Annotated in this window: 18 protein-coding genes and 1 pseudogene; 13 read left to right on the top strand and 6 right to left on the bottom strand. The window is 46.6% G+C overall.

Going from position 1 to position 22,024, the window contains the following annotated elements:
* Window positions 1-43 precede the first annotated feature (43 nt).
* From AC0VYA_RS07450 to AC0VYA_RS07435, 4 genes and pseudogenes are all read left to right on the top strand, one after another.
* The gene (locus AC0VYA_RS07450; protein ID WP_475490577.1) at window positions 44-1,495 is read left to right on the top strand and encodes an ATP-binding protein; all 1,452 of its coding nucleotides are present in this window, start codon (window positions 44-46) and stop codon (window positions 1,493-1,495) included.
* A complete protein-coding gene (locus tag AC0VYA_RS07445; RefSeq protein WP_475490576.1) occupies window positions 1,492-2,184 on the top strand; it encodes a response regulator in 693 nt (230 codons plus the stop codon). Before AC0VYA_RS07450 ends, AC0VYA_RS07445 begins: the two co-directional genes overlap by 4 nt.
* A 328-nt stretch (window positions 2,185-2,512) precedes the next feature.
* Window positions 2,513-3,364 (top strand): annotated as a pseudogene (locus tag AC0VYA_RS07440) (YHYH protein); the annotation flags it as partial.
* On the top strand, window positions 3,361-3,684 hold the full coding sequence (locus tag AC0VYA_RS07435) for a hypothetical protein (protein ID WP_475490575.1): 324 nt from the start codon (window positions 3,361-3,363) through the stop codon (window positions 3,682-3,684). The pseudogene AC0VYA_RS07440 and the gene AC0VYA_RS07435, both read left to right, overlap by 4 nt.
* Window positions 3,685-3,735: 51 nt before the next feature.
* On the opposite strand, the gene tmpT is transcribed toward AC0VYA_RS07435, so the two are convergent.
* A complete protein-coding gene (gene tmpT, locus AC0VYA_RS07430) occupies window positions 3,736-4,395 on the bottom strand; it encodes a thiopurine S-methyltransferase (RefSeq protein ID WP_475490574.1) in 660 nt (219 codons plus the stop codon).
* A 222-nt stretch (window positions 4,396-4,617) separates the two neighbouring features.
* The gene (locus tag AC0VYA_RS07425) at window positions 4,618-5,160 is read right to left on the bottom strand and encodes an NUDIX domain-containing protein (RefSeq protein ID WP_475490573.1); all 543 of its coding nucleotides are present in this window, start codon (window positions 5,158-5,160) and stop codon (window positions 4,618-4,620) included.
* A 171-nt stretch (window positions 5,161-5,331) separates the two neighbouring features.
* Between AC0VYA_RS07425 and AC0VYA_RS07420 the strand changes: the two genes are divergently transcribed.
* The 6 genes from AC0VYA_RS07420 to AC0VYA_RS07395 all read left to right on the top strand — a co-directional run bounded on the left by AC0VYA_RS07420 (window position 5,332) and on the right by AC0VYA_RS07395 (window position 13,574).
* Window positions 5,332-5,901 (top strand): RNA polymerase sigma factor, encoded by a 570-nt coding sequence (locus AC0VYA_RS07420; protein ID WP_475490572.1) that lies wholly within the window; start codon window positions 5,332-5,334, stop codon window positions 5,899-5,901.
* The gene (locus tag AC0VYA_RS07415; RefSeq protein ID WP_475490571.1) at window positions 5,898-6,896 is read left to right on the top strand and encodes a FecR family protein; all 999 of its coding nucleotides are present in this window, start codon (window positions 5,898-5,900) and stop codon (window positions 6,894-6,896) included. The genes AC0VYA_RS07420 and AC0VYA_RS07415 overlap by 4 nt, the downstream gene beginning before the upstream one ends.
* An 86-nt stretch (window positions 6,897-6,982) precedes the next feature.
* Window positions 6,983-10,150 carry a TonB-dependent receptor gene (locus AC0VYA_RS07410; RefSeq protein WP_475490570.1) on the top strand — a complete coding sequence of 1,056 codons (3,168 nt, stop codon included), beginning with the start codon at window positions 6,983-6,985 and terminating at the stop codon, window positions 10,148-10,150.
* 76 nt (window positions 10,151-10,226) lie between these two features.
* Window positions 10,227-11,393 carry a M14 family zinc carboxypeptidase gene (locus tag AC0VYA_RS07405; RefSeq protein WP_473481260.1) on the top strand — a complete coding sequence of 389 codons (1,167 nt, stop codon included), beginning with the start codon at window positions 10,227-10,229 and terminating at the stop codon, window positions 11,391-11,393.
* Window positions 11,377-12,924, top strand: a complete 1,548-nt coding sequence (locus AC0VYA_RS07400) for an amidohydrolase (RefSeq protein ID WP_475490569.1) — start codon at window positions 11,377-11,379, stop codon at window positions 12,922-12,924. The genes AC0VYA_RS07405 and AC0VYA_RS07400 overlap by 17 nt, the downstream gene beginning before the upstream one ends.
* A 185-nt stretch (window positions 12,925-13,109) precedes the next feature.
* A complete protein-coding gene (locus AC0VYA_RS07395; protein ID WP_475490568.1) occupies window positions 13,110-13,574 on the top strand; it encodes a GNAT family N-acetyltransferase in 465 nt (154 codons plus the stop codon).
* A gap of 251 nt (window positions 13,575-13,825) precedes the next feature.
* Here the strand turns inward: AC0VYA_RS07395 and AC0VYA_RS07390 are convergent, their stop codons facing one another.
* From AC0VYA_RS07390 to AC0VYA_RS07375, 4 genes are read right to left on the bottom strand one after another with little or no spacing between them, the layout of a single operon-like run.
* Window positions 13,826-15,172: an amidase gene (locus tag AC0VYA_RS07390; protein WP_475490567.1), complete on the bottom strand. Its 1,347-nt coding sequence runs from the start codon at window positions 15,170-15,172 to the stop codon at window positions 13,826-13,828.
* Complete coding sequence (locus tag AC0VYA_RS07385; protein ID WP_475490566.1) at window positions 15,172-16,647, bottom strand: phenylacetate--CoA ligase family protein; 1,476 nt, start codon at window positions 16,645-16,647, stop codon at window positions 15,172-15,174. The genes AC0VYA_RS07390 and AC0VYA_RS07385 overlap by 1 nt, the downstream gene beginning before the upstream one ends.
* A gap of 4 nt (window positions 16,648-16,651) precedes the next feature.
* Window positions 16,652-18,070 (bottom strand): MmgE/PrpD family protein, encoded by a 1,419-nt coding sequence (locus AC0VYA_RS07380; protein ID WP_475490565.1) that lies wholly within the window; start codon window positions 18,068-18,070, stop codon window positions 16,652-16,654.
* 3 nt (window positions 18,071-18,073) lie between these two features.
* Window positions 18,074-19,423: an MmgE/PrpD family protein gene (locus tag AC0VYA_RS07375; RefSeq protein WP_475490564.1), complete on the bottom strand. Its 1,350-nt coding sequence runs from the start codon at window positions 19,421-19,423 to the stop codon at window positions 18,074-18,076.
* 92 nt (window positions 19,424-19,515) lie between these two features.
* Between AC0VYA_RS07375 and AC0VYA_RS07370 the strand changes: the two genes are divergently transcribed.
* From AC0VYA_RS07370 to AC0VYA_RS07360, 3 genes are all read left to right on the top strand, one after another.
* Window positions 19,516-20,271 (top strand): GntR family transcriptional regulator, encoded by a 756-nt coding sequence (locus AC0VYA_RS07370; protein WP_473479651.1) that lies wholly within the window; start codon window positions 19,516-19,518, stop codon window positions 20,269-20,271.
* Between the two features lie 11 nt (window positions 20,272-20,282).
* Entirely contained in the window at window positions 20,283-20,588 is a 306-nt protein-coding gene (locus AC0VYA_RS07365) for a YciI family protein (protein WP_475490563.1), read from the top strand.
* Window positions 20,589-20,670: 82 nt separating this feature from the next.
* Window positions 20,671-21,936, top strand: a complete 1,266-nt coding sequence (locus AC0VYA_RS07360; RefSeq protein ID WP_475490562.1) for an MFS transporter — start codon at window positions 20,671-20,673, stop codon at window positions 21,934-21,936.
* The last annotated feature ends 88 nt before the right edge of the window (window positions 21,937-22,024 follow it).

Raw genomic sequence — 22,024 nt, 5'->3', positions numbered from 1 at the left:
CCCTGACTGGTTAAGCGAACTTTTGTACAGGTATACTTAAGCGATGAATATATTCCGTAAAGTTTTCTTATCTTTTTTAGGCTTGACTGCCTTCACTCTTCTGATCACCTTAGGACTTGCTCGTTGGAGCTTTGACCAAGGGTTTCTTGATTTTGTAGCAGGCCTAGAGCAGCAACGGCTGGGAGAACTTAGCGTAGCCCTTAGCGCAGCTTACTCTCGTGATAAAACATGGAGCACCGTGATTGAGTCCGGCTTGGAGTACTATGCGAGCACTCCTCCGATCCATTTTAGAGGTCGCCCACCCGCGTTGAATCAACCCCGCCCCCTAAGGCAACAAGGCAAAGGTCCTGGCTCTCCAAGCAATCGGACTGCTCCTCCTCACCCTAGGCGTAACGGGCAAGATGCCGCGCCGCCAACGGCTTTATTCGACCCCCAAGGTAAATGGTTAGTAGGGGCAAAACCTCATTCAGATGCAAACGATATGGTCAGTTTCAGCATTTATTTACAAGATGAGAAAATCGGTGAATTACGTAGCTGGTTAGACTCGGTGCCCCAGAGCGAGCTCGCCTCATCATTTTCCATGCAGCAAAGGTATGCGAGCATTGCTATTGGTCTGTTATGCCTGCTTTTGGCAGGGATCGCATCCTGGCTACTGGCTAGAAAGCTCACTTCGCCAGTCAACGAAGTCATTCACGGTGTTGAGCGTTTAAGTCGAGGTCACTATGACCTATCGCTAAACCCGGTAAGAGCTGATGAATTGGGTATTCTTATGCGAAACCTAAATGGCTTAAGTCATATATTAAATGAAAACCGCAGTGCAAAGAATCGATGGTTTGCCGACATATCCCACGAACTACGCACCCCCTTAACTATTTTACTCGGCGAGCTAGATGCCTTGGAAGCAGGTATTCGGCCATTTGGGCCTGAGCAAATTGAATCCTTACAGCAAGAAGCGTTGCTATTACACCGTTTGGTGGACGATCTCTACCAACTCTCTATGTCTGATGTGGGCGGCTTGAAGTACCACTTTAACCAAATCGACATCAGCAAAATTTGCCATAACGTGTGCAGTGCTCTAACAAGCAAAGCTCAGCAAAAAGGCTTACAGGTAACGACTCAAATCCAAGATAAGGTCATCTGCCTAGCGGATCTTCAACGAATTGAGCAATTATTTATCAACCTGTTAAACAACACCATTTTGTACACTCAACAAGGCGGAAAAATACAAGTGTCACTGGCCCATCATGCCCACTCGGCAGTCTTCGAAATCAATGATACGTTACCCGGTGTACCTGCTGAGGATTGTGAAAAATTATTCGACCCTTTATACCGCCAAAGCGCCTCACGAAATCGCTCTGCTGCGGGTGCCGGATTAGGCCTAACCATATGCAAAAATATCGTAATTGCCCACAAAGGCAGCATTGTTGCTTCACCATCAACCCTAGGGGGGTTATGTGTGCGCGTGGAGCTTACGTTAACTAAGGATAAAATATGAGCAATCAACAACAGATACTGATTGTGGAAGATGAGCCCAAAATCGCTCAAATACTGGTCGACTTTCTGACCATAGAAGGCTTTGCTACACAAGTCATTCATAATGGTGATGAAGCGGAAGATGCCATCAGGACCAAAACGCCTGACTGTGTCATCCTCGATTTAATGCTACCGGGTAAAGATGGTTTGAGTATATGTAAGGATGTGCGCAAATTTTCGCAGGTGCCGATTATTATGCTTACCGCAAGGGTAGATGAAATTGACCGCTTAATGGGTTTGGGTTTCGGTGCTGACGATTACGTTTGCAAACCTTTTTCGCCGCGAGAAGTGGTCGCACGAGTACAAGCCATTTTGCGCAGAGCCACATTTTCAGCTCCTTCATCAGATGAAACCTGTATTTTAACGTTCAAACATATCAGCTTGAATACTGAGCGCTTTGAGTGTGAGATTAATGAACAAGTGACCGAACTTACTCCTGTCGAGTTTCGCCTGCTCAAAACACTGATGGGTCGACCAGGAACGGTTTTTTCTAGAGAGAGCTTGATGCAGAGCTGTTATGAAGACGCCAGAATTGTGAGCAATCGTACTATCGACAGCCACATGAAAAATCTGCGCAATAAAGTCGCACTTACAAATGATCCTCAACCTATTTTGCAGTCTGTTTATGGCGTGGGTTATAAACTGATGTAACAGGTATATTGCCGAGCACGCGTAAAAGCCTATTGGCACGCAACATCTTATTTTGCACACCAAATCCTTAATAACTGCACCGTTTCTGCGTTTTGTTTTTTTACAGTGATAGCTGGTTAACAAAAAAAGATACGCTATGAATACGATACGAAATTACTCCCACTTCATTTTGCTACTGACCTTAACATTCACACTTTTCGCGTGCGGCGGCAGCGACACATAAACGGACACAACGAGCGATAGCGCAACCGCTAACTCCGGCTCGGATACTGGTACTGACACTGACACTGACAACGATAGCGAAACACAAACAGAGACAGCCATTGACGCTAGCGACCTGTTCTTCTTTGACGACTCGGTCGTCGAGTCCATCACAACACAAAGCTGTACTTTATCTGGCGGTACACAAACCACCTGTTATCGCATTACCCTCACGGGCGAGCCAGCGAATGACGAAATAGGCCCTTTTTGCCCACCAACAATCACCTCTGACGCATCACAAGGGGGAATTTGGTTTGATGGCTCTGGCGAGGTGTACGACATAGACGGTGAATTTATCAGTAACTTAGATCAGCTTTACGGTGATGGCTGGCAGTTATATGACCTGAGCACCGGGGAGGTAAACATCACTGATACTCAAGAGGCATGCGAAGCCGCTGCGCGACCAAATGTCGACCCGGAATATCAAAATTACTGCGTGCAATGCGATTTGGATTATTACGGCGGTGGTGTGAGTGAAACCGTTTTACTGCCTGTTACACCAGTGCCGTTATCTAACCCCAGTTACGTCAATGCCAATATGGGGGTATCGTTGAACGGCGTGATATTAGCGGCACAAGCCCCCGTGGATGCCATATTGAGCAATTACACCATCGCTGCGTTTGACGATTGTGGTGGCCATATCAATCCATTTGAAGGCTATCATTATCATGCTGCCACTGGGTGCTCTACAGGTATTGACCAAGAAGATGGTCACGCCAATCAGATTGGTTACGCACTGGACGGTTACAGTATTTACGCCATGTTAGACGCCAGTGGATTCGAAGAAACCGACTTAGATGAGTGCCGCGGTCATACCGATAACACGCGAGGTTATCACTATCACGTAGCCAGCCCAGGTGAGAATATGTTTATCGGTTGTTTTCATGGTGAACAAGGCGAATGGTTGGGCAGCGAATGATTAATTCAGTAGCAAACATAAAGGTAAAAGCAAAAGCTCTGTATCTGAAACCATTAGTTTCAAGGCCGTTAATCGCTGTTTTATCCATTTTGCTATGTGCTAATTCGACATCAGCCCTAGCGCATGAGGGCCACGTAGATAAAGACGCTCAGTTCGCTTGCAGCGAAAAAGCCTTGCGTGAATCATGTGAATACATGAAGCAAATAGACGAAAAATCCGCCAAGCTATACAGCGGATATTGCCAAAAGATATCGCACAATAAGATGTGTGTGCGTAATCAGCCCATTAAAACCATCGTACTCGAACCGCTGGAAAACTAGCTAAGCGGTCAGTTGCGGCGAGTCTGAATTAAGACTCGCCTTTTCGCGCCTTCAGGTTTTGTATTTCAGCAGCCAAACCTCTTCATTCGCCTTTAGTTTACCTTTTAGGCCCCCGACTACATCTTCGCTTGCCAGCTGCGAAATATCATAGTGCTGGCCATAATGGCCAGTAATTTCATCAACATTTACACAATAAGGTGGGCCGGGTAACAAATGTTGTTCATAATCGAAGCTAATCAATAATTGCGGAGCTGCACCGGTCAATTCGCGCATGTGTAAGGTATACTTTTCACGCATATCAAAAGGCAATGCCACTAAGGCTGCACGATCATAAATCGCATCAACCCGACCAACCAACGCTGGGTTTAGTTGAAAAATATCCCCTACATACACGTCAATCATCAACCCACCGACCATTGCTTGGTAATGAATTAGGTCAATTTCTTCAAAATGCATGATCTTGGGCTCTATTTCCATATCTTTGAACAGTTGAATAACAGCGGGCTCGTGCAACTCGGCGGCAACCACATGATGACCATTCGCCACCAGCCAAGAAATATCTCTGGTTTTACCGCAAAGAGGCACCAATAGCCGGCTTGACTTGGGTAATCCTAATTCATCAAAGTGCGCTTTTAACAAAGGGCTCCCTTTAAATTGATGAAAAGCCGTCTCCCCTTTTTGCCACTTCTCATGCCAATAACTCGCTTGCATATTTACTCCATCACTTCGCTTAAATAGTATTGCGACTTCTTATCCGTACTTGGTAGTGACTTTATAAAATCTATATAAAACCTATATAGACCCTTCATAAATACCAACAAACACCATCATGCCACTTAAAGTCCACTTTAGGTCAAGGTTTTTTGACTCAATCAAAGCGCTTATCGAGACATCTCAAACCTGAACACAACTAGGCTAGTTAGCCAGTTTCATTTAAAGAATCCCTTTAAGTTTTGCTAGCCCGTAGGCATTCACAGTAGAGGCATCTTTAATATCACCAGATAAAATCATTGTCTCGAACTCAGTGAGCGGTACCTTTTTGGTAATTAATCCCTCTTCCTCAGGATCCAAATTGATTTGGGTAAAGGTAAGTTCAGTGGCAAGGTAAATATGGTACATCTGATTGCAAAACCCGTAGGCTAGGTATTGCTCTCCCAAATAATGCATTTTATTCGCAACCAACCCGGTTTCCTCTTTTAACTCTCCAGCGGCTAATAATGCGTGATCAGCATCAGGGTTTTCCTCCCACGCGCCTTGGGGTAATTCCCAACAGCGTTTTTTAATCGGATAGCGATATTGTTCAACTAAATGAATAAACCCGTCTTGCACAGCTAAAATCACTACAAAGTCGGGTTTCTCAACCACACTATAAATCCCTTCGTTACCACTGCTGCGGCGAATTTTATCTTCTTTTAAGCGCATCCATTTGTTTTCATAAACAACCGTGCTGGTTAATGTCTGTATTTCATCGCTCATTTTTTCATCCTAGTAGATTAGTTGTTAGGTCGCGCTACACTGAGCCGACCTATCCTAGCGTAAAAGCATGAGTATTTTCTCATTGCATACAAAAGTAATTCCGAGATTTATTGAGGGGTTTTAATTTCGCTGCGTATACGTAGTAACATGAGGTTATTTAATGGGTAAGGCGTGAAAGTCATCCAACTACATCGGGCAAAAAAACAGCTCATTGCCAGAGATGAAAACAGCCTGCTGGTAAAACAACTGTACGATGAGTATGGCAGTGCATTACGCCGTTTTATTCGCGTGCGCTCACGATTAAACGACAGCGACTGTGAAGATGTAATGCAAGAGGTATATGAGCGCCTGTTGAAGCTAGACGATTTACCTCAAAAGCTGTCAGGTAGAATGGATACAGTACGTAATTATCTATTTCAAATTGCCACCCATATATTAATCGACCGTGACCGCCGTGCTAAAGTGCGCTGCAAAGACGCCCATGTAAGCGAACAAGATACGGCTATATTTACATCCTTATTTTCCCCCGAGCGAGCACTGCAAAACAGAAAGCAGTTACGGGAAATAGAGACTGCATTAGCAGAGATTAAAACCGGCCACAAACAGGCATTTATGTTAAACAGAGTAGAAGGCATGAGTTACCGGGAAATCAGTGACGCATTAGGTGTATCAGTCAGCACAGTAGAAAAGTATATTTCAGCGGCCTTGGTTGCCATCAGAGCGAAGGTGTCTTCCCTATGAGCAGCAATATGAATCATGAAGTAATACAACAGCAAGCGGCGACTTACGTTGCGCGTCTATATTCAGGTGAGCTTAGCGCGGAAGAAGAAATGCAAATTTACGTCTGGTGCGACAGGTCTCCTGAGCACCAGCAGGAGTTTGACTCCATGCTTGCTATTTGGGACACCAGCAATCAACTGTTTCAAACTGCACAACCAAATAAGAAAAAGAATAAGAAAAACGCTTACTGGTTAACGAGCATTGCTGCAAGCTTAGTATGTACTGTGCTAGTGATGTGGTATCTCACGCTCCCCGTCCCCGCCCCTTTGTATCAAGCGGCCATCCATAAGCCGAACACCTACCACACAGCCATAGGTGAAATAAGCACGGTCGGCTTGCCCGATGGCAGTGCCGTAACACTCAACACCGACAGTGCGATCAGAATAGATTTTACAGGTCAGCAGCGCCGAATATGGTTAGAGCGTGGCGAAGCATTTTTTGATGTAGCGAAAGACGAAAGTCGGATATTTAGCATTAACACCGGCGAGAAAACCATTCGTGTCATTGGTACAAAATTTAATGTGCGAAAGTCTGATGCAACGCTAAAAGTATCGGTAACAGAAGGTTTAGTCGCAATACAGCCCTCGGCGTTGCCCTCGAGTGAGCATATAGATTTTGAAGAAGCGGAAACCCTACTCCCCGCGGGCTCAGTCGGCGCTTTTAACGGCACGAGTGAAGTTATCACCCATGTGACATCTAAGGAAGTGCTGGCTAACCAACAATGGCGACAAGGGATATTTCGTTTCAACAATGAGCCGCTGGCGAACGTTATCACTGAATTTAACCGTTATCGCTTGAAGAAAATCACTCTTCAAAATCGAGATCTTGGCAAACTAAAAATAAGTGGGGTATTTAAGTTAAAAGACGGAGACAGTATTTTGTCCGCCCTTGAAGCCGCGCTACCTGTTGAGATTGACCGTTACCCTGACTATATAGAATTGAGCGCAAGAAACTAATTTTCACTTTTTGTGGAGGATCATTTAGTGCCTTGCGTATACCTCTAATAGGAACAGTCATTTCTAATAATAATAGAGGCACACATATGAAATCACATCAGTCGTTTAAACTCAGCTCCCTTGCTTGCAGCATTATGCTCATGCTGCAAACAGGGAACAGTTTTGCAGCTCAAACACAGCAACAGAACATAGACATACCCGCACAAAAACTCGATGCGGCATTGCTCGAACTCGCCGAAGAAAGTGAAACGCAAATTTTGTTTTCTTCTGCCATTACCCCAGATGTTACCACTCGTGGAATATCAGCCACGTTATCAGTAGACGACGCCTTACGTATTTTACTTGAAAACACCTCGTTAGAGTTCGTTAAGCGCTCTGCGGATACGTTTATCATTCGCGAAAAAAATAAGAGCACCTCATCAAGCTCCAATACATCAGAGACTATCGAGCCTGTTGAGGCAGTAAAAAGCGCTGCAGGTACACCAGTAAAAAAGGCTGATGGCGAAGCCAGTGTTGAGCGCATCAAAGTTGTGGGCTCAAATATTCGCGTCAACCAAGACTCTGGCGCATTGCCTATTAGCACATTCAGTGCCGAAGACTTCGAAGATTTAGGCATTACTAGCGGTGCAGATTTGCTGGCTGAATTGCCCCAGCAGGGCGAAGTCAGCTTCAACAGTGAGCGCGTGGTGGGCGGTGTAAACGATGCCCGTGGCGATGTGTCCTCGGTTAATCTGCGCGGTATCGGTACGGGGTATAGCTTAACGCTGCTTAACGGACGGCGCTTAGTATTGCACCCTGGTACCCAGGCAGAAGACTTAGTGCCCGTGACCACGGTCAACTCAAATGCCCTACCGGTACGGGGCCTTAAACGCGTCGAAGTATTACGCGACGGTGCCGCTGCAATATACGGTACAGATGCCATAGCGGGCGTTATTAATTATGTTCTTAAAGACAAAAACACCGGTGGCGACGTGCAGTTCCAATACGGTAAAAATGATGGCACTGACAAAGACACCTTCAGTTTATCTGGCTCTGGCGGTTGGTTTTTTAACAATGAACAAACCCACCTGACACTCAGTGCCAGCGTGTATGAGCAAGATATGCTCATGGCATCTGAGCGAGAATATGCAGCCAGTTCAGATACCCGTAATTATCCAGGTTTGAACCCTGAATTTGTCGGCAACACTTCATTAGATGGTCGCACTACCTCAACGCCTTGGGCAGAGTTAAGCTCAGGCAGCTTAGGCACATTTCACATTCAGCCAGATACATTCGATGGTTGTGAGGTTGCCCTTGGCAATGGCATATGCGCAGACGGTGGCAGCTTAGATCGTGAGTTGCGTTACGATTCAAACTCAGAACGTTCATTAAGCTCAGAAGTAAGCCGCGTAAATTTATACGCATTGCTGACCCATGACCTGACTGATGAAATTGAATTATATGGCGAAGCTCTGTATTACCGAGCAGAAGCTGACCGCCTACGCGAACAAAGCGGAAACTTAACCGCTCAGCGTTTTACTGTCGCCAGTGATGCATTTTACAATCCATTCGGCGAAGACGTAACGGTTAGACGCTATCGCCCTATTGATACAGGCCCACGTGCAATTAATGTTGAAGATTACTCCTACCGCTTTTTGACTGGTCTGCGAGGTTACTATCAAGATTGGGACTGGGACACGGCACTGCTTTATTCAAAAGCGCATACCCTAGACTCTGCGAATCGGGTGAATACTACTTTGTTTCAGCAAGCAGTGAACAGCACAGAACAAAGCACAGCCTATAACTTGTTCAACGGTGGCAGCTTAACTTCGCCAAACAGTGGCGATGACACAGGTAACGACCAAGACGTTATCGACGGCTTTATGTTCAATATCGAGCGCGAATCCCAAACCGAGCTCGCCCTATATGACTTTAAAATATCCCGCCCTGACATTTTCGAGTTACCCGCCGGGGACGTGGGCATGGCAGTGGGTATTGAATACCGCTATGAAAGTTTCTCTGATGCCCGTAGTGATGCGTTAAATGGCACTGATAGTTTTATTGATGTGGTCACCGGCAATCCATCGGCGCTTGCCAGTACAGTGCTGGGCAGTAGCCCAACGCCAGACTCTTCAGGTAGTCGCAATGTGTTTTCCACTTATGTGGAATTTGCCGTGCCTTTGTTAGCTGATTTACCTCTGGTAAAAAGCTTAAACATGCAATTGGCTGCTCGCTATGAGCGTTTTTCAGATGTGGGGGATATTACCAAACCCAAAATATCTCTCGCTTGGCAAGTCAACGACATGGTTCAGCTTCGTGCAGCTTATGCCGAAGGCTTTAAAGCACCAGGATTACCGCAAACCACCGCGGTTGATGTGTCACGCTCAAACACCCGCTCTGATCCCATATCAGGCATTCGCCAAGGCACCCTTGAAATTCGTAACGGTAGCGATGATTTAAAACCTGAAACTAGTACCAACACCTTTGCAGGCATTGTATTTACCCCTATGAAAAACCTGACGTTAACCGCTGATTGGTGGCACATAAAGCAAAAAGACGTGGTGGGAATTCTAAGCAGTCAAACGCAGATTTTGTACGATACGCTACTACGTGCCGATGGTGGCAGCAACGCCAACGTTATTCGTGATGAAAACAATGAAATCTTGTATGTGACGAACGACTACACCAACCTTTTGCCTCGTGAAATTAAAGGCGTCGACTACAGCATCTTTTACAAAATGAATACTGAAGTAGGCGATTTCACCTTCACCGCCAATGCGGCGAATTTAACCCAATTTGACCAGGGCTTGGACTCCATCACTCAGCAGGTAGTCACTGCCCAAGAAAGCGGTAATGAAGCGGTACTATTTAATGGTGAAGCTGTTGGCATTCCCGGTGCCGCTGGTGATTTGCTTACTAAAAATGGTCGCCCCGAATGGCGCAGCAACATCGGCATTAAGTGGCAAAAAGACAGCTGGGGCGCTGGGGTTAAATACAAATACATCAGCGAGCTAGAAAACGTCTTTTTATCTTATTTTGATGATGCGGGTGATCTGATTTATCAACAAATCGACGATTGGTCTACGGTTGATGCCTACGCTTCCTACTCCTTCAACGAGCAAAACAGTTTACTAGAGAACACCAAGTTAACCTTAGGTGCACGTAATATTGGTGATAAAGAACCACCTTTCACCTCTGGCACATTTGGCTACGAAAGCAGTGTTCACTCTTCATCAGGCCGCTACTTGTACATGACTCTGAACAAGAAGTTTTAGCCCTTTAGCAACACAGCCAATCGCGGATACGCTGATTGGCTTTTTTATGACCCATAAAGAATGGAATGCTACCACCATGCTTAGATATTTTTTCCCCTTAGTATTACTCGCCACGTTTTCAGCATTTAGTCAGGCCAAAGACTGCCAATTTGACGATGTCACCTTTCATAGCGACTTTAGCACTGCCCGTTTGAGTACCTGCGAACGGTTGGCTAAACATGAATACCATATTGGGATTTTGCCAGAAAATGAGCCGGTTAATCCTAGCCCTTGGTTTGGTTTTAAAGTTCAGTCAGAACAAAATGCCCAGATAACGCTTAAACTGACGTTCAATGGCAACAACCCCCGCTATTTACCCAAACTCAGTACGGATGGCACTCAGTGGCAAAACATTCCGTTTAACACCAAAGGCAAAGAAATGTGGATCAGCCTGAACACAGGCAAAGAGCCAATTTGGATTTCAGCCCAAGAAGCCATTGATAATCAAGAGTATGACGACTGGCTAGCCAGTCTCAAAAAACAGCAACCCTCCCTTGAGGTTGAAACGTTAGGGCTATCAGAAAAGGGCCGGCCAATCAAAGCGTTGATTAAACAGTCGCCGAAGAATAACGAATGGCTAGTGATCATAGGACGCCAACACCCGCCAGAAGTGACAGGGGCCATGGCGCTATTTGCTTTCAGTGAAGCCCTATTACTGGATGAGGCACTAAGTACCCCGTTCTTTGAACGCTTTAACGTTCTGATGGTGCCAGATTTGAACCCAGACGGCGTTGAAACCGGTAACTGGCGACACAATGCCAATGGCATTGACCTTAACCGGGACTGGAAAAACTTCGCTCAGGCAGAAACGCGGCTGGTACGAGACAAAATGACCAGCATAGTGCAAGGCGGCGGTAAAATTGTATTTGCGGTAGATTTTCACTCAACCTTTCATGATGTTTTTTACACCATGCCAGATGATCATGATTTAGCACCTATCCCTTTGATGGCCGGCTGGCTATCCGATTTAGATGCCGAGACAGGTTGGGTTTTCAAAACCGTGAATAAGTCAGCCTCATCACCTGATCGCGGAATATTCAAGCAGTACATCGCCGATCACTATAAAGTACACGGGGTCACCTACGAAGTGGGTGATAACACCAATCGCCAACTTATTCCTTATGTTGCAAAGCAAGCTGCCAAAGCCTTGGTAGAAAACCTGTTAGACGTTGAACCAGAAGCATTTTATGTTGATAAAAAATAACTGGCTAGCAGCGCTATTACGCGCGTACTCAAAGCGTTTTTATTCAGTAAGCAACGTTTTGCTGCTCGCCACGAGTTATATCTACTCAAGCGCAACCTTGGCCGCAGTTAACCCGTTAGACCCGAACGGCGATGCTGCGACGTTTGTTGAACAGCAGATTAACCAACAGCAAGCAATGAGCAACACTCTCGCTGACAATATGTGGCAGTGGGCCGAAACTCGGTTTCACGAGCAAAAAAGCAGTCAAGCCATGCAAGATATCCTCATTGAGCATGGCTTTGAAGTCGATGTTGGCGTAGCAGGTATGCCCACTGCATTTGTCGCTCGTTATCGCTCAGATAGCGCGTCGAAGCATCAACGCTCAGCAAGCCAAGGGCCAGTGATTGCTATTTTAGCAGAAATGGACGCCCTACCCGGCTTATCTCAAGGAGCGGTTCCTCACCAAGCCCCCATTGCAGGTAAAGCCGCAGGCCACGCGTGTGGTCATCATTTATTCGGCGCAGGCTCGCTGGCCGCTGCAATAGCGGTTAAAAACTGGCTGGTTCTGAACAAGCTAAGCGGCGAAATTCGTTTGTACGGCACACCAGCGGAAGAAGGCGGCTCAGGCAAGGTGTATATGGTGCGAGAGGGTTTGTTCAATGATGTCGATAGCGTATTGCATTGGCACCCTGGTGGCCAAAACACGACTCAGCCCATGACAACACTGGCCAACAAAACCGCTAAATTTCGCTTTCATGGCATTGCCTCGCATGCCGCTGCAGCGCCGGAGCGAGGCCGTTCAGCACTTGATGCCGTAGAAGCCATGAATTACATGGTAAATATGATGCGTGAACATGTGCCCTCAAACACGCGCATTCACTATGTCATCACCAGCGGCGGCGAAGCCCCCAACATAGTGCCTGAATTTGCTGAAGTCTATTACTACCTGCGCACCCCATCAGCCGGCGAGCTACCCGAGTTATGGCAACGCTTAGAGCAAACCGCACAAGCGGCCGCGCTGGGTACACAAACGAAGGTCGATTGGGAAATTATGTCAGGCGTGTGGAGTACCTTGCCAAATGCCACGCTCGCGAAAGTGACATTTGATGCTATGCAGCGTTTTGGTGGTATTACATACGCTCCTAAAGAACAAGCATTTGCTGAAGAGTTGCGCCCAACACTCAGTAAACGTGCATTGAACCAAGTCGGCAACGAGCAAATCATTCAACCCTATACGGATGATATCTATCACGCTACCGCATCTACCGATGTGGGGGATATTAGCTGGAACGTGCCCACGGCAGGTTTTCTAGCCGCCACTTGGGTACCAGGTACAGCGCCTCACACCTGGCAAGCGGTTGCTGCTGGCGGCATGAGTATTGGTCATAAAGGCATGCACCTAGCCAGCAAGACGCTCGCACTAAGTGCAATACGCTTATTTCAACAACCTGCGCTGATAGAAAAAGCAAAAGCAGAGTGGAAAACACGAGTAGGAAATGTGCGGTACCAATCTCAGATTGGCGAGCGCGCACCGGCAATCACGCCGAAATAAAGCCGAAATAAAGCAATCACTGAGTGCCCATTGGCAATATGCTAGCGACTAGGCTGACCGGGTACCATTTAAGTGTTGCCTAGGTCGGCCAAATCATGAGGGCTATTAGCCGTGGGTCAACAAACACTAAGGAAACAATATAAAGAGAGCATCAAGAATATATAACTAATTTATAAAGAGAATGTATGAAATTAGCCGAAGTGAGTGACGTACACCTAGTTCAATTGATGAGCTGGTTTGAAAACGAGGCGCAACTAACGATGTGGTCGGGACCGAACTTTCGTTATCCGTTTACCGAATCCACTTTCAAAAAAGACTTGAAATTGTCAACGCTCTCATCTTATTCATTGTTATCACCACAAGGAGAGTTGCTGGCATTTGGTCAATATTACTTGCGTGAAAAAAGGTGCCATTTAGGACGATTAGTCGTTAATCCCGTAAAACGAGGCCAAGGTATTGTGGCCACGCTTATTGCGAAATTAACGGTAAAAGGAAAAGAGCATTTACAGGTAAACACCTGCTCACTGTTTGTTTTTGAAGACAATTCCAACGCGATCCATGCTTATCAAAGGTTAGGCTTCAAACAAAGCGAATACCCAACTGATATGCCCCTAATAGACTGCATTTATATGGTTAGCGATTTAAGCTAATGCTGTTCTTATCCCCTCTTTAGAAAAACACTTCTACTACGCAGCAGGCGCGGAGCAAATGATGAATACCTTCAAGCGCCACACTTATCATTAACAGCTGCGAGGAAGGACCAAAGCGAAAGCGTTGTTAAAGCGCGCCGGAATCAATTTTGAACAGTAGATACCCATGCATTTAATTTAGCTTAGTCCCGTGCATACGATTTCACTTTGCTCGTGATCATTTACCTGAGCGTTTTTCACCTATCTTACGGTTAGTCCACGCTAGGCAAGGTACAGCGAAATTGCGTGTGCTCTTGCCAACGCTCTGCTAACTGCAATAGTTGATTATCACTGCCCAAAGGCCCGACAATTTGCATTCCAGCGGGTAACGGATTATCACTGAGCATGGGTAAAGACACCGCCGGCAAGCCCGCTTGATTGGCAAAACTGGTTAAGTCTGCTTGATTGGCTGGCACTGGCTCTTCAAACAAAAATGCTCGTTGTAAAACAGTAGGCATTAATATCGCGCAGCCTTGTTTGAACAACTGACGCGCAAATACTTTCGCGTTATCCAGAACCCGCTCAGACTGCATCATATCCATGGGGGATTTTCGCTCGATATACGACAGCATGCCGCGCATATATTCTGAAAATTTGTGCTGGTTGTTGGCCCAATCCTCTTGGTGCTCAATACGCATATCGGCTTCGCACAGCAGCAAACCCGCTATTCGGGCTGCACCAAAGTCGTATCCTGAAAAATCAAAATACTGAATACTAAACCCTAAGTCGGTGAATGCCGTTAAATTAGCGGCAAAGTCAGCAGCGATGTCTGGTGCAACGCCTAATTGTTCTAAGTTCTCAGGCACCAGCAACACTTTATTGTCAGTGTACGACAGGCGATTAAATACGCTGAAATCGATGGATGCCGCACATCCCTCATCGAAGGCTTTCATCACACTGAGTGCTAAGGTTAAATCTTTTGCTGAGCGGGCTAGCGGGCCGATATTGTCCATCACTCGGCTGCACGTCACAGTGCCGTGATTACTCACCGCTCCGCGACTGGGTTTGAAACCAAAAATACCGCAATACGCTGCAGGAATACGCACCGAGCCCATGGTATCAGTACCCAGTGACAATCCCACCATACCAGAGGCCACCGCAGCGGCTGAACCGCCAGATGAACCGCCCGGGCTATAGCCATGCTTATGGGGGTTGTGGCAATCTCCAAAATGCTCGTTTTGATTGGTGGCGCCAAGCGCGCCCTCGTGCATATTAAGCTTGCCCATCACCTGAACGCCGGTTTGCTTTAATCGGCTGACCACAAACGCATCTTGTTTAGCTTGGCGCCCGATTCGCGTGGCCATGCCCGCTGTGGTAGCAAAACCTTGCACATCAATATTGTCTTTCACGCCAATACAAATTCCTTGGAATAAGGACTTATCAAAAGAAGAGTTTTGCTCAACATTCGGCATGACGTAGCTGATAAAAGCATTTATCGACGGATTGACACGTTCGATGAAGCCATGTTGCTCGGTTGCTAATTCTTGAGCTGAGATTTGTTTATCTTTGATGAGCGCAATATGCGTACTCACGTCTTGGCTGAGCAGTGCGATATCCATTACTTAAACCTGCTGTCGATTAAACGTATAGGTTTCTGTCTTATGTCTACTTGAGTTAATGGGGTCAGCTCCCCTTCCCCCACCAAGGCCACTTTCACTTCAATGCCTATTTTACGCTTCAGCACATCAGCATAGGCAGGCAGCAAGGCATCTCGCTCACCAAGGGGAGTAGACACTTCAGCGGTCACAATCATCTCGTCACGTCCGCTAGCATCGCGAACAGCTTCGCAAATGAATTCCCCCAGAAACTCAACTCGCTCGTCAAGCATTGGTCCAACGCCCTGAGGGTAGATATTAATACCGCGCAGCTTGACCATATTATCAGAGCGCCCCATAAAACCTTTGATGCGCTTAAACGGCAGATTGAGGCTATTTTCACCTACCACTTCTTGGGTGATGTCGTGGGTGTTAAAGCGGATAATTGGATACACATCGTCTTTATAAAGGCACGTTACCACCATGTTGCCGGTTTCACCGGGCGCTACCGGCTCGTTGCTATCGGTATCAAGCAGTTCTAAATACTGGGCATCTTCCCACACGTACATGCCGCTGTGATCAGGTCCCTCTGCGGCGATAGTGCCTGTGTCACCTACCCCATACCAATCGAATAGCTCAGGGTTACCCCAGGTTTTAGCAATACTTTCGCGGCTTTCCATGCCTAAATGACCAATGATCATATCGATTTTAATGTCTTTGCCAGGAATTAAGCCTTCTTCTTTGGCCACATCTGCTAGGCGCTTTATATAATCAACAAACCCAACCAGTACGTTTACGCCAAAGGTTTTCATTAAATTAACTTGTTGTACCGAGCGTGTTTCAACCCCAGTGCCAGCTGATAGAAACATTGAGTTAGTGTATTTAGTGACGGCTTCGCGAATGTAGTGACCGCCGTTGATCATGCCGTGACCGTAGCAAGATTGAATCGTAGCTGCGGGTTTTAACCCCATAAAACGGTACGAGCGCGCCACTAACAAAGACTGTATTTCTCGACTTTTAGGCCCAAACAACAAAGGTTGCGGCGTACCTGTAGTACCGCTCGTGGTATGAAATACCAAAGGTGGGCGCTGCTCAGGCGGTATGCCACCAAGCCCATGAAAATCACCAATCGGGGGGTACTGCTCCACACTGTCCATGATGTCTGACTTTGAAATAAGCGGCAGCTTTTCAATATCATCAAGGCTTTGAATATCCTCTGGTTTAACGCCAGCATTGCCCCAAATGCGCTGATAGAAAGGGATCTCCCAGGCGCGTTTCACCACGTGCATAAAACGCTCGTTCTGCAGTGCTTTGAGCGCGCTTTTACTCATCCCTTCAAATTGCTCAAATACGCCATCCCCCAATGGGTAATCACGCAGCATTTGGCTGTAATCGAATGATTCGAAATAGGTTGGGTATGTGGCCTTTTTTATGTTCCCTGAAGAACGATTAAGGGCTTTGTTTTCTGTGCTTGGTGCGGTATCAACCATATTATTCATTTCATTACCTATTACTGACGAGTGCTTCAACTAAGTTATTAATATTGGTGATCTGCTCGAGTTGGTCTATGCGTTTTATCAAAAAGCCAATATCAGCATCGCTAAAAGGCACAATGGCGCTGTTGCAAGCGGCGCTAAATTTAATTAATTGCACCTCACGGCCCAGTGGATTTTGCGGGCTGCCCAATACGTGTTGCAATTCAACATTGTGCTTTACCCCTGAATTTAAGGTTACTGACACACTGACAGGCGCTAACGCATTTGGGTCACTAACGGCATTTAAGTGGGTATATACTTTACTGCCTAGCGCTAAACGCTCTGCATCTTGTAAACACTCAGGTTCAAAGTCGACTACTCCAATGTCACCGGTGAGTAATGCGCTGGCGGCAATATAGCCGTTACACAATTTGGCGTAGCTTGCATCCATACCCTCTTTGATGGGCCGACCGACTAATTTGTTGATCAAAGGGGTACCGTATACATCAACGCGGGCAACATCTTGCGCTGAAAAAGCATGCTGCTTTTGCAGTTGTTGCAAGCCATCAATGGTGCCGTGGCCGGCGCGCCCAGTAGGGAAAGGTTTATGACTAACACGCTCTATTTGATACTCGCGGCCAAGTTTTTGCACCAGAGGCTGGATATCAAAACTGTCTTCGAATAAACGAAAGTAACCATAGGGGCCTTGCAAAATATCTTTAGGGCCGGCAAACCCTGCTTGTGCCATATCCACTGCGCGAATAGCGGCTGAGGCATTGATTCCTATTTGCATAGCCAGCATAGGCGAGCCTTCCACATGAGATTGCATGGTGCCGCTCATTTGGCTGTACGCTATGCCAAGGGCGTTTTGCAGTGTTTCACCTTTCATGTTTAGCATGGCACTCATGCCAGCCGCGGCGCCTAAGCAGCCGCAAATCGATGGGCGAAAAAACTTCAAGCTCGAGGTGACACACTCACCGATTAAGGTGGCCACATCGACCGCTATAACCACGCCTAAAATCAGTTGCTTACCAGACAAATTATGTTGCTGGGCATACGCCACCAGTGATGACAAAATCACCGCCATTGGGTGAACTACCGCCGGCTCATGCACGCAGTCCCATTCTTGATTATGAATTTGATAGCCATTTACGGCTGCAGCTGACACCGCAGGTAGCCATTCGCCTGTGGCCCACACTTGTGCTTGATGCCCCTGCCCCCACTGGCTCACCGCTTGTTTTATCTTCGCGACATTTTCTACTCGCGAGCCACTTAACCCAACTCCAATGGAGTCCAAAATAAAGGTCTTCGCCGCGTTGACAGTTGACGTAAGCAAGTCTTCAAAGCCCGTGCTTTCAATATGTTGCAATAATAATTCAATGGCATCAGGAGCATTTTCTATAGACGCGGTGCTTATAGGAAGAGGATTAACAGGCGCATCGCTCATAGACTAAAGACTCTGTAATGGGCGCAGCAGCGCGGTAAGACTGGAAATTGGCGCAGATTGTGACCAATCGAATGTGCATAACTTAGCAATGTTGTCCTCTGTCATACCAGAATGGCTAAGCAGCATATGCGCTTTTTTATGACGTTGGGTTTGACTCAAAGGCTTTTCGGGGTCACCTAACGTATCTTGCTGACTGCGCACAATTTGCTGGCCATTTTTCAGAGCCACTGTGCACTTAGCGCCAAAATGCTGGGGATACGCCGATTCTATATGCTGATCCACGCGTATGTTGATAAGCCCGCGCAACATGCTGCATTGTTTGTCTTCAAAGGCTGTTTGCGTGTAATGCTCAAGTTGAGGTTCCCCCCAGAGTAAAATAGCGGCCAAGGCGTGTTGGATGCTGAATTTTGCTTGCAGGCTGGTTTGTGGGGTTAACCGGTCACAAAACACTTGCGCGTCTTGATAAACCCCCACATCGACGCGCTCGATATCGTTTATATCCATTGTGCCTTCTTTCAGTATTTCCAGCAGTACGTCCATCGCACCATGAGCATGGCGACACGCCGGCCAAGGCTTAAAGCTGCAATCGTATATCCGCCAACTTGATTGCTTAGCGCGAAATCGCTTAGGTGACGCATCATCAGACAGCGCGTTGAAAATCCCCTGAGGGCCTTCAATAATATATTCAGGGCCAGATAAATTTTGCTTAGCCATAAACGCCGCCATCACACCCGAGTGGCACGCCTGTGCATTATGCCACTGCTTAGTGAGGACCTTCTCATTGCGCATTTGCCACAAGCCGCCCGTAGAACTGCCCGCATTGCCTATCGCCCAAAGTGCTTGTTGCTGAGATAATTTAAGTATCGTAGACGACGCAAGCGCGGCACCAAGCGCACCGCAGGTGGCTGTATTATGAAAATAACGGTAATGGCTACGCCCAATGGCTTCGCCTAGGCGAATGGTTAGCTCATAACCCTTAATGATGGCCGTTAAAAAAGACTCCAGTGTGCAATCCATTTGCTCAGCAACCGCCAACGCCGCCGGGATAATGACCGGCCCAGGATGCAATATTGAGCCGCGATGAATATCGTCCATTTCCAGCACATTACCTAGGGCACCGTTGTGCTGGGCTGCGTTTTGCATAGTCGTTTTTTGCCCACCGACCGCTGAGCACTTGCCGCCTTCATCGAGGGCGAGTAAGCCTTGATAAGCGCGCCCCGCATCAGACAATTTACCTAAGTTGGCACACGCCAACCAATCCAGCACATGTTCCCCTGCTCGGGCAAGGTCTTGCTGGGTGATAGGCATTTGATCAATGTCAATTAATAGCTGTTTGCTGAGTGAAAGTGTCATTGGCAAGTTACTTTAATTCCTATACTCTTCGATTTGTCCGGACATATTTATAACAGGTATTTTTTCGTTATTCGAATAACCATTGAGGATAAATGACTAAAATCAAATCGCTACCCACTAAACATACTTTGCCTAAATATCAAGATATTGGGGAAACGTTGATCAGCCAAATTTTAGCCGGTGAATATGCACTCAACACGCTATTGCCAACTGAAAAACAACTCTGTGAGCAGTTTTCAATTAGCCGCCATACGGCTCGTGAAGCCCTGCGTCATGTAGAAAAAACAGGCCTAGTGGAGCGCAAACAAGGCTCAGGGACCTTGGTAAAACGCAGCACCATGCCCGAGCAAATTAATCAGTTTATTAACTCAGTGAAAGACTTGTTGGCTTTTGGTCAAAATACCCGATTTGAAGTGCAAGTCAGTGACATGATCATCCTTGACGAGCAAATGGCTGAGCTACTCGATAGCGCAGCGGGGCAAGAATGCATACACATAGGCGGTGTGCGGTTTGAGCCCCATGATAAAAAACCCATCTGTTATTCGAATATCTACCGCCGACCACATCAAGATGAAGTGGATGAAAAACTCAAAGATACTAAAACAGCGATCTACGCGGTGATTGAAGCTTTAGATGATAAAAAAATTGGCAAAATCGAACAGCAAATTTCAGCTTGTCTTCTACCTGAGCCCCTCGCATCACAATTGGGAGCCACGGCAGATTCCGCCGCAATGAAAATTACACGCCGCTACTACTCTTTGAGTGACGACGATTTAATTCTGGTTGCCCAAAGTATTTATCCGGCGAAGCGTTTTAGCTTCACGTCGGTTCTTTATCCCAATAAGTGAGCAAAAACGCCATGTTAGTGCAATTTAACTGCATCGATCACCTACCTTCAATGCAACATATACGGCTTGCGCAGTTGGGCGCACACCTTGCTTGGGTCGAAGAGAATATGGCAAACATTTGTGTCGCAGGCCCATTGAAAGATGACGGTGAAATTATTGGTTCGCTCTATGTGCTTGAAACAGAAGATATCGATGAAGCAAAAGCAATTTTATTCAGTGACCCTTATTACCTGGCCAACATTTGGCAGTCAATAGAAACACATGAATTCAATGCGTATGCAGGTAATTGGGTTGGCGGTAAAAATTGGCCAACATGAACACTTTTCCTTAGAAAGCACCCTAGTTTAATAAAAAGAAACCAAAGCATTCCAGATAACAACAAGAAAACCAGGAGTTCCCATGCAATCAGTAACAGAATCAAGTGACAGCCCAATATCCAATGAGGGCAAACGAATAGGACATCCTATGCACTGGATAACCGTTTTTATCGCCATGATGTGTTTGTTAATTTCAAACGGCATGGTGATCACCGGCATTACGGCATTCGACAGTGCCATGCTCACTGAATTCAGCGATTGGTCCCGTGGAGATTTGAAACTGCGCGGCTTGATCACATTAGCGCTCACCGGCATGCTAGCGCCATTTGTTGGTATTTTAATCGATAAAATTGGGGTGAAATTTTTGGTCATGGTCGGTGCTGTCGTGCTTAGTCTGTGCTTCTATGCTTACGGCAATATCAGAGATATCTCTGATCTGTATTTGATACACGCAGCCTTTTCGATTGTGCTGCTGGCGTGTGGCCTAAACGTGGCCGTTATCTTGGTGTCAAACTGGTTCGTAAAATTACGCGGCACTGCCATTGGCATTGCGGTGGTCGGGACGTCACTTGGCGGTGCCGTACTCGCCCCCTTGTTTGGCTCTTGGTTGGCTGATGGCATGACATGGCGTGAGGGCATGCAGTTGGCCGCACTGATTCCGTCAGCATTGTTCTTACTGGCGCTGTTCTTACTGCGTAATCGCCCGACAGACATTGGGCTAAAACCTTTTGGCTTTTCAGGTGAAGCGAATGCACCTGGGGCTGATTTATCCCAACACGGGTTAACCTACAAAGAGGCTATCAAAACGCGTTCGTTTTGGTCTATTGCCTTTATTGCCATGTTTACCTTTTATACGATCATGGGGTTTCAGGCGAACTTGGTGCTCCACTTAACGGATTTAGGCTTTACTTTGCAATCTGCCGCAGCGGGCCTGAGCGTATTATTTGTCCCCGCACTGATAGGTAAGTTTTTGTTTGGTTTAGTGGCGGATAAAATTACTGGTAAGCGTGTGCTTTATACAAACCTGCTACTGATGCTAACAGGCTTAATAGGCATGCTATTCGCGGATAAAGATAACGTGCTGATTGCCATTGGATTAATTGGCTTTATGTGGGGTGGTTTCTACACCTTGCTGCAATTAAACGCCGTGAATAACTTCGGTTTGAAAGCCTCAGGCAAGTTGCTGGGAACGATTACCGTGCTCGATGCATTCGGTGGTGGACTGGGCATTTATGCCACAGGCGCAATATACGATGCCTACGGTAGCTATCAAAATGCCTTTATGATCTTCTGCGTATTGGTTGCCTTGTCTGTAATCCTTATCAGCCAAGTAAAAAAACACGTTTAGCCCCATTGCAATCCCCTAGCGTTTTACTCCATTACGCTGGGGGATTTTTCACTATTACCTCTGTAATCACTACCTCCACATACTCGCG

The organism is Paraglaciecola sp. QJM3NY_14, from assembly GCF_056173245.1.
The sequence above is the reverse complement of the archived record's forward strand: the minus strand, read 5'-3'. Positions and strand labels throughout refer to the sequence as shown.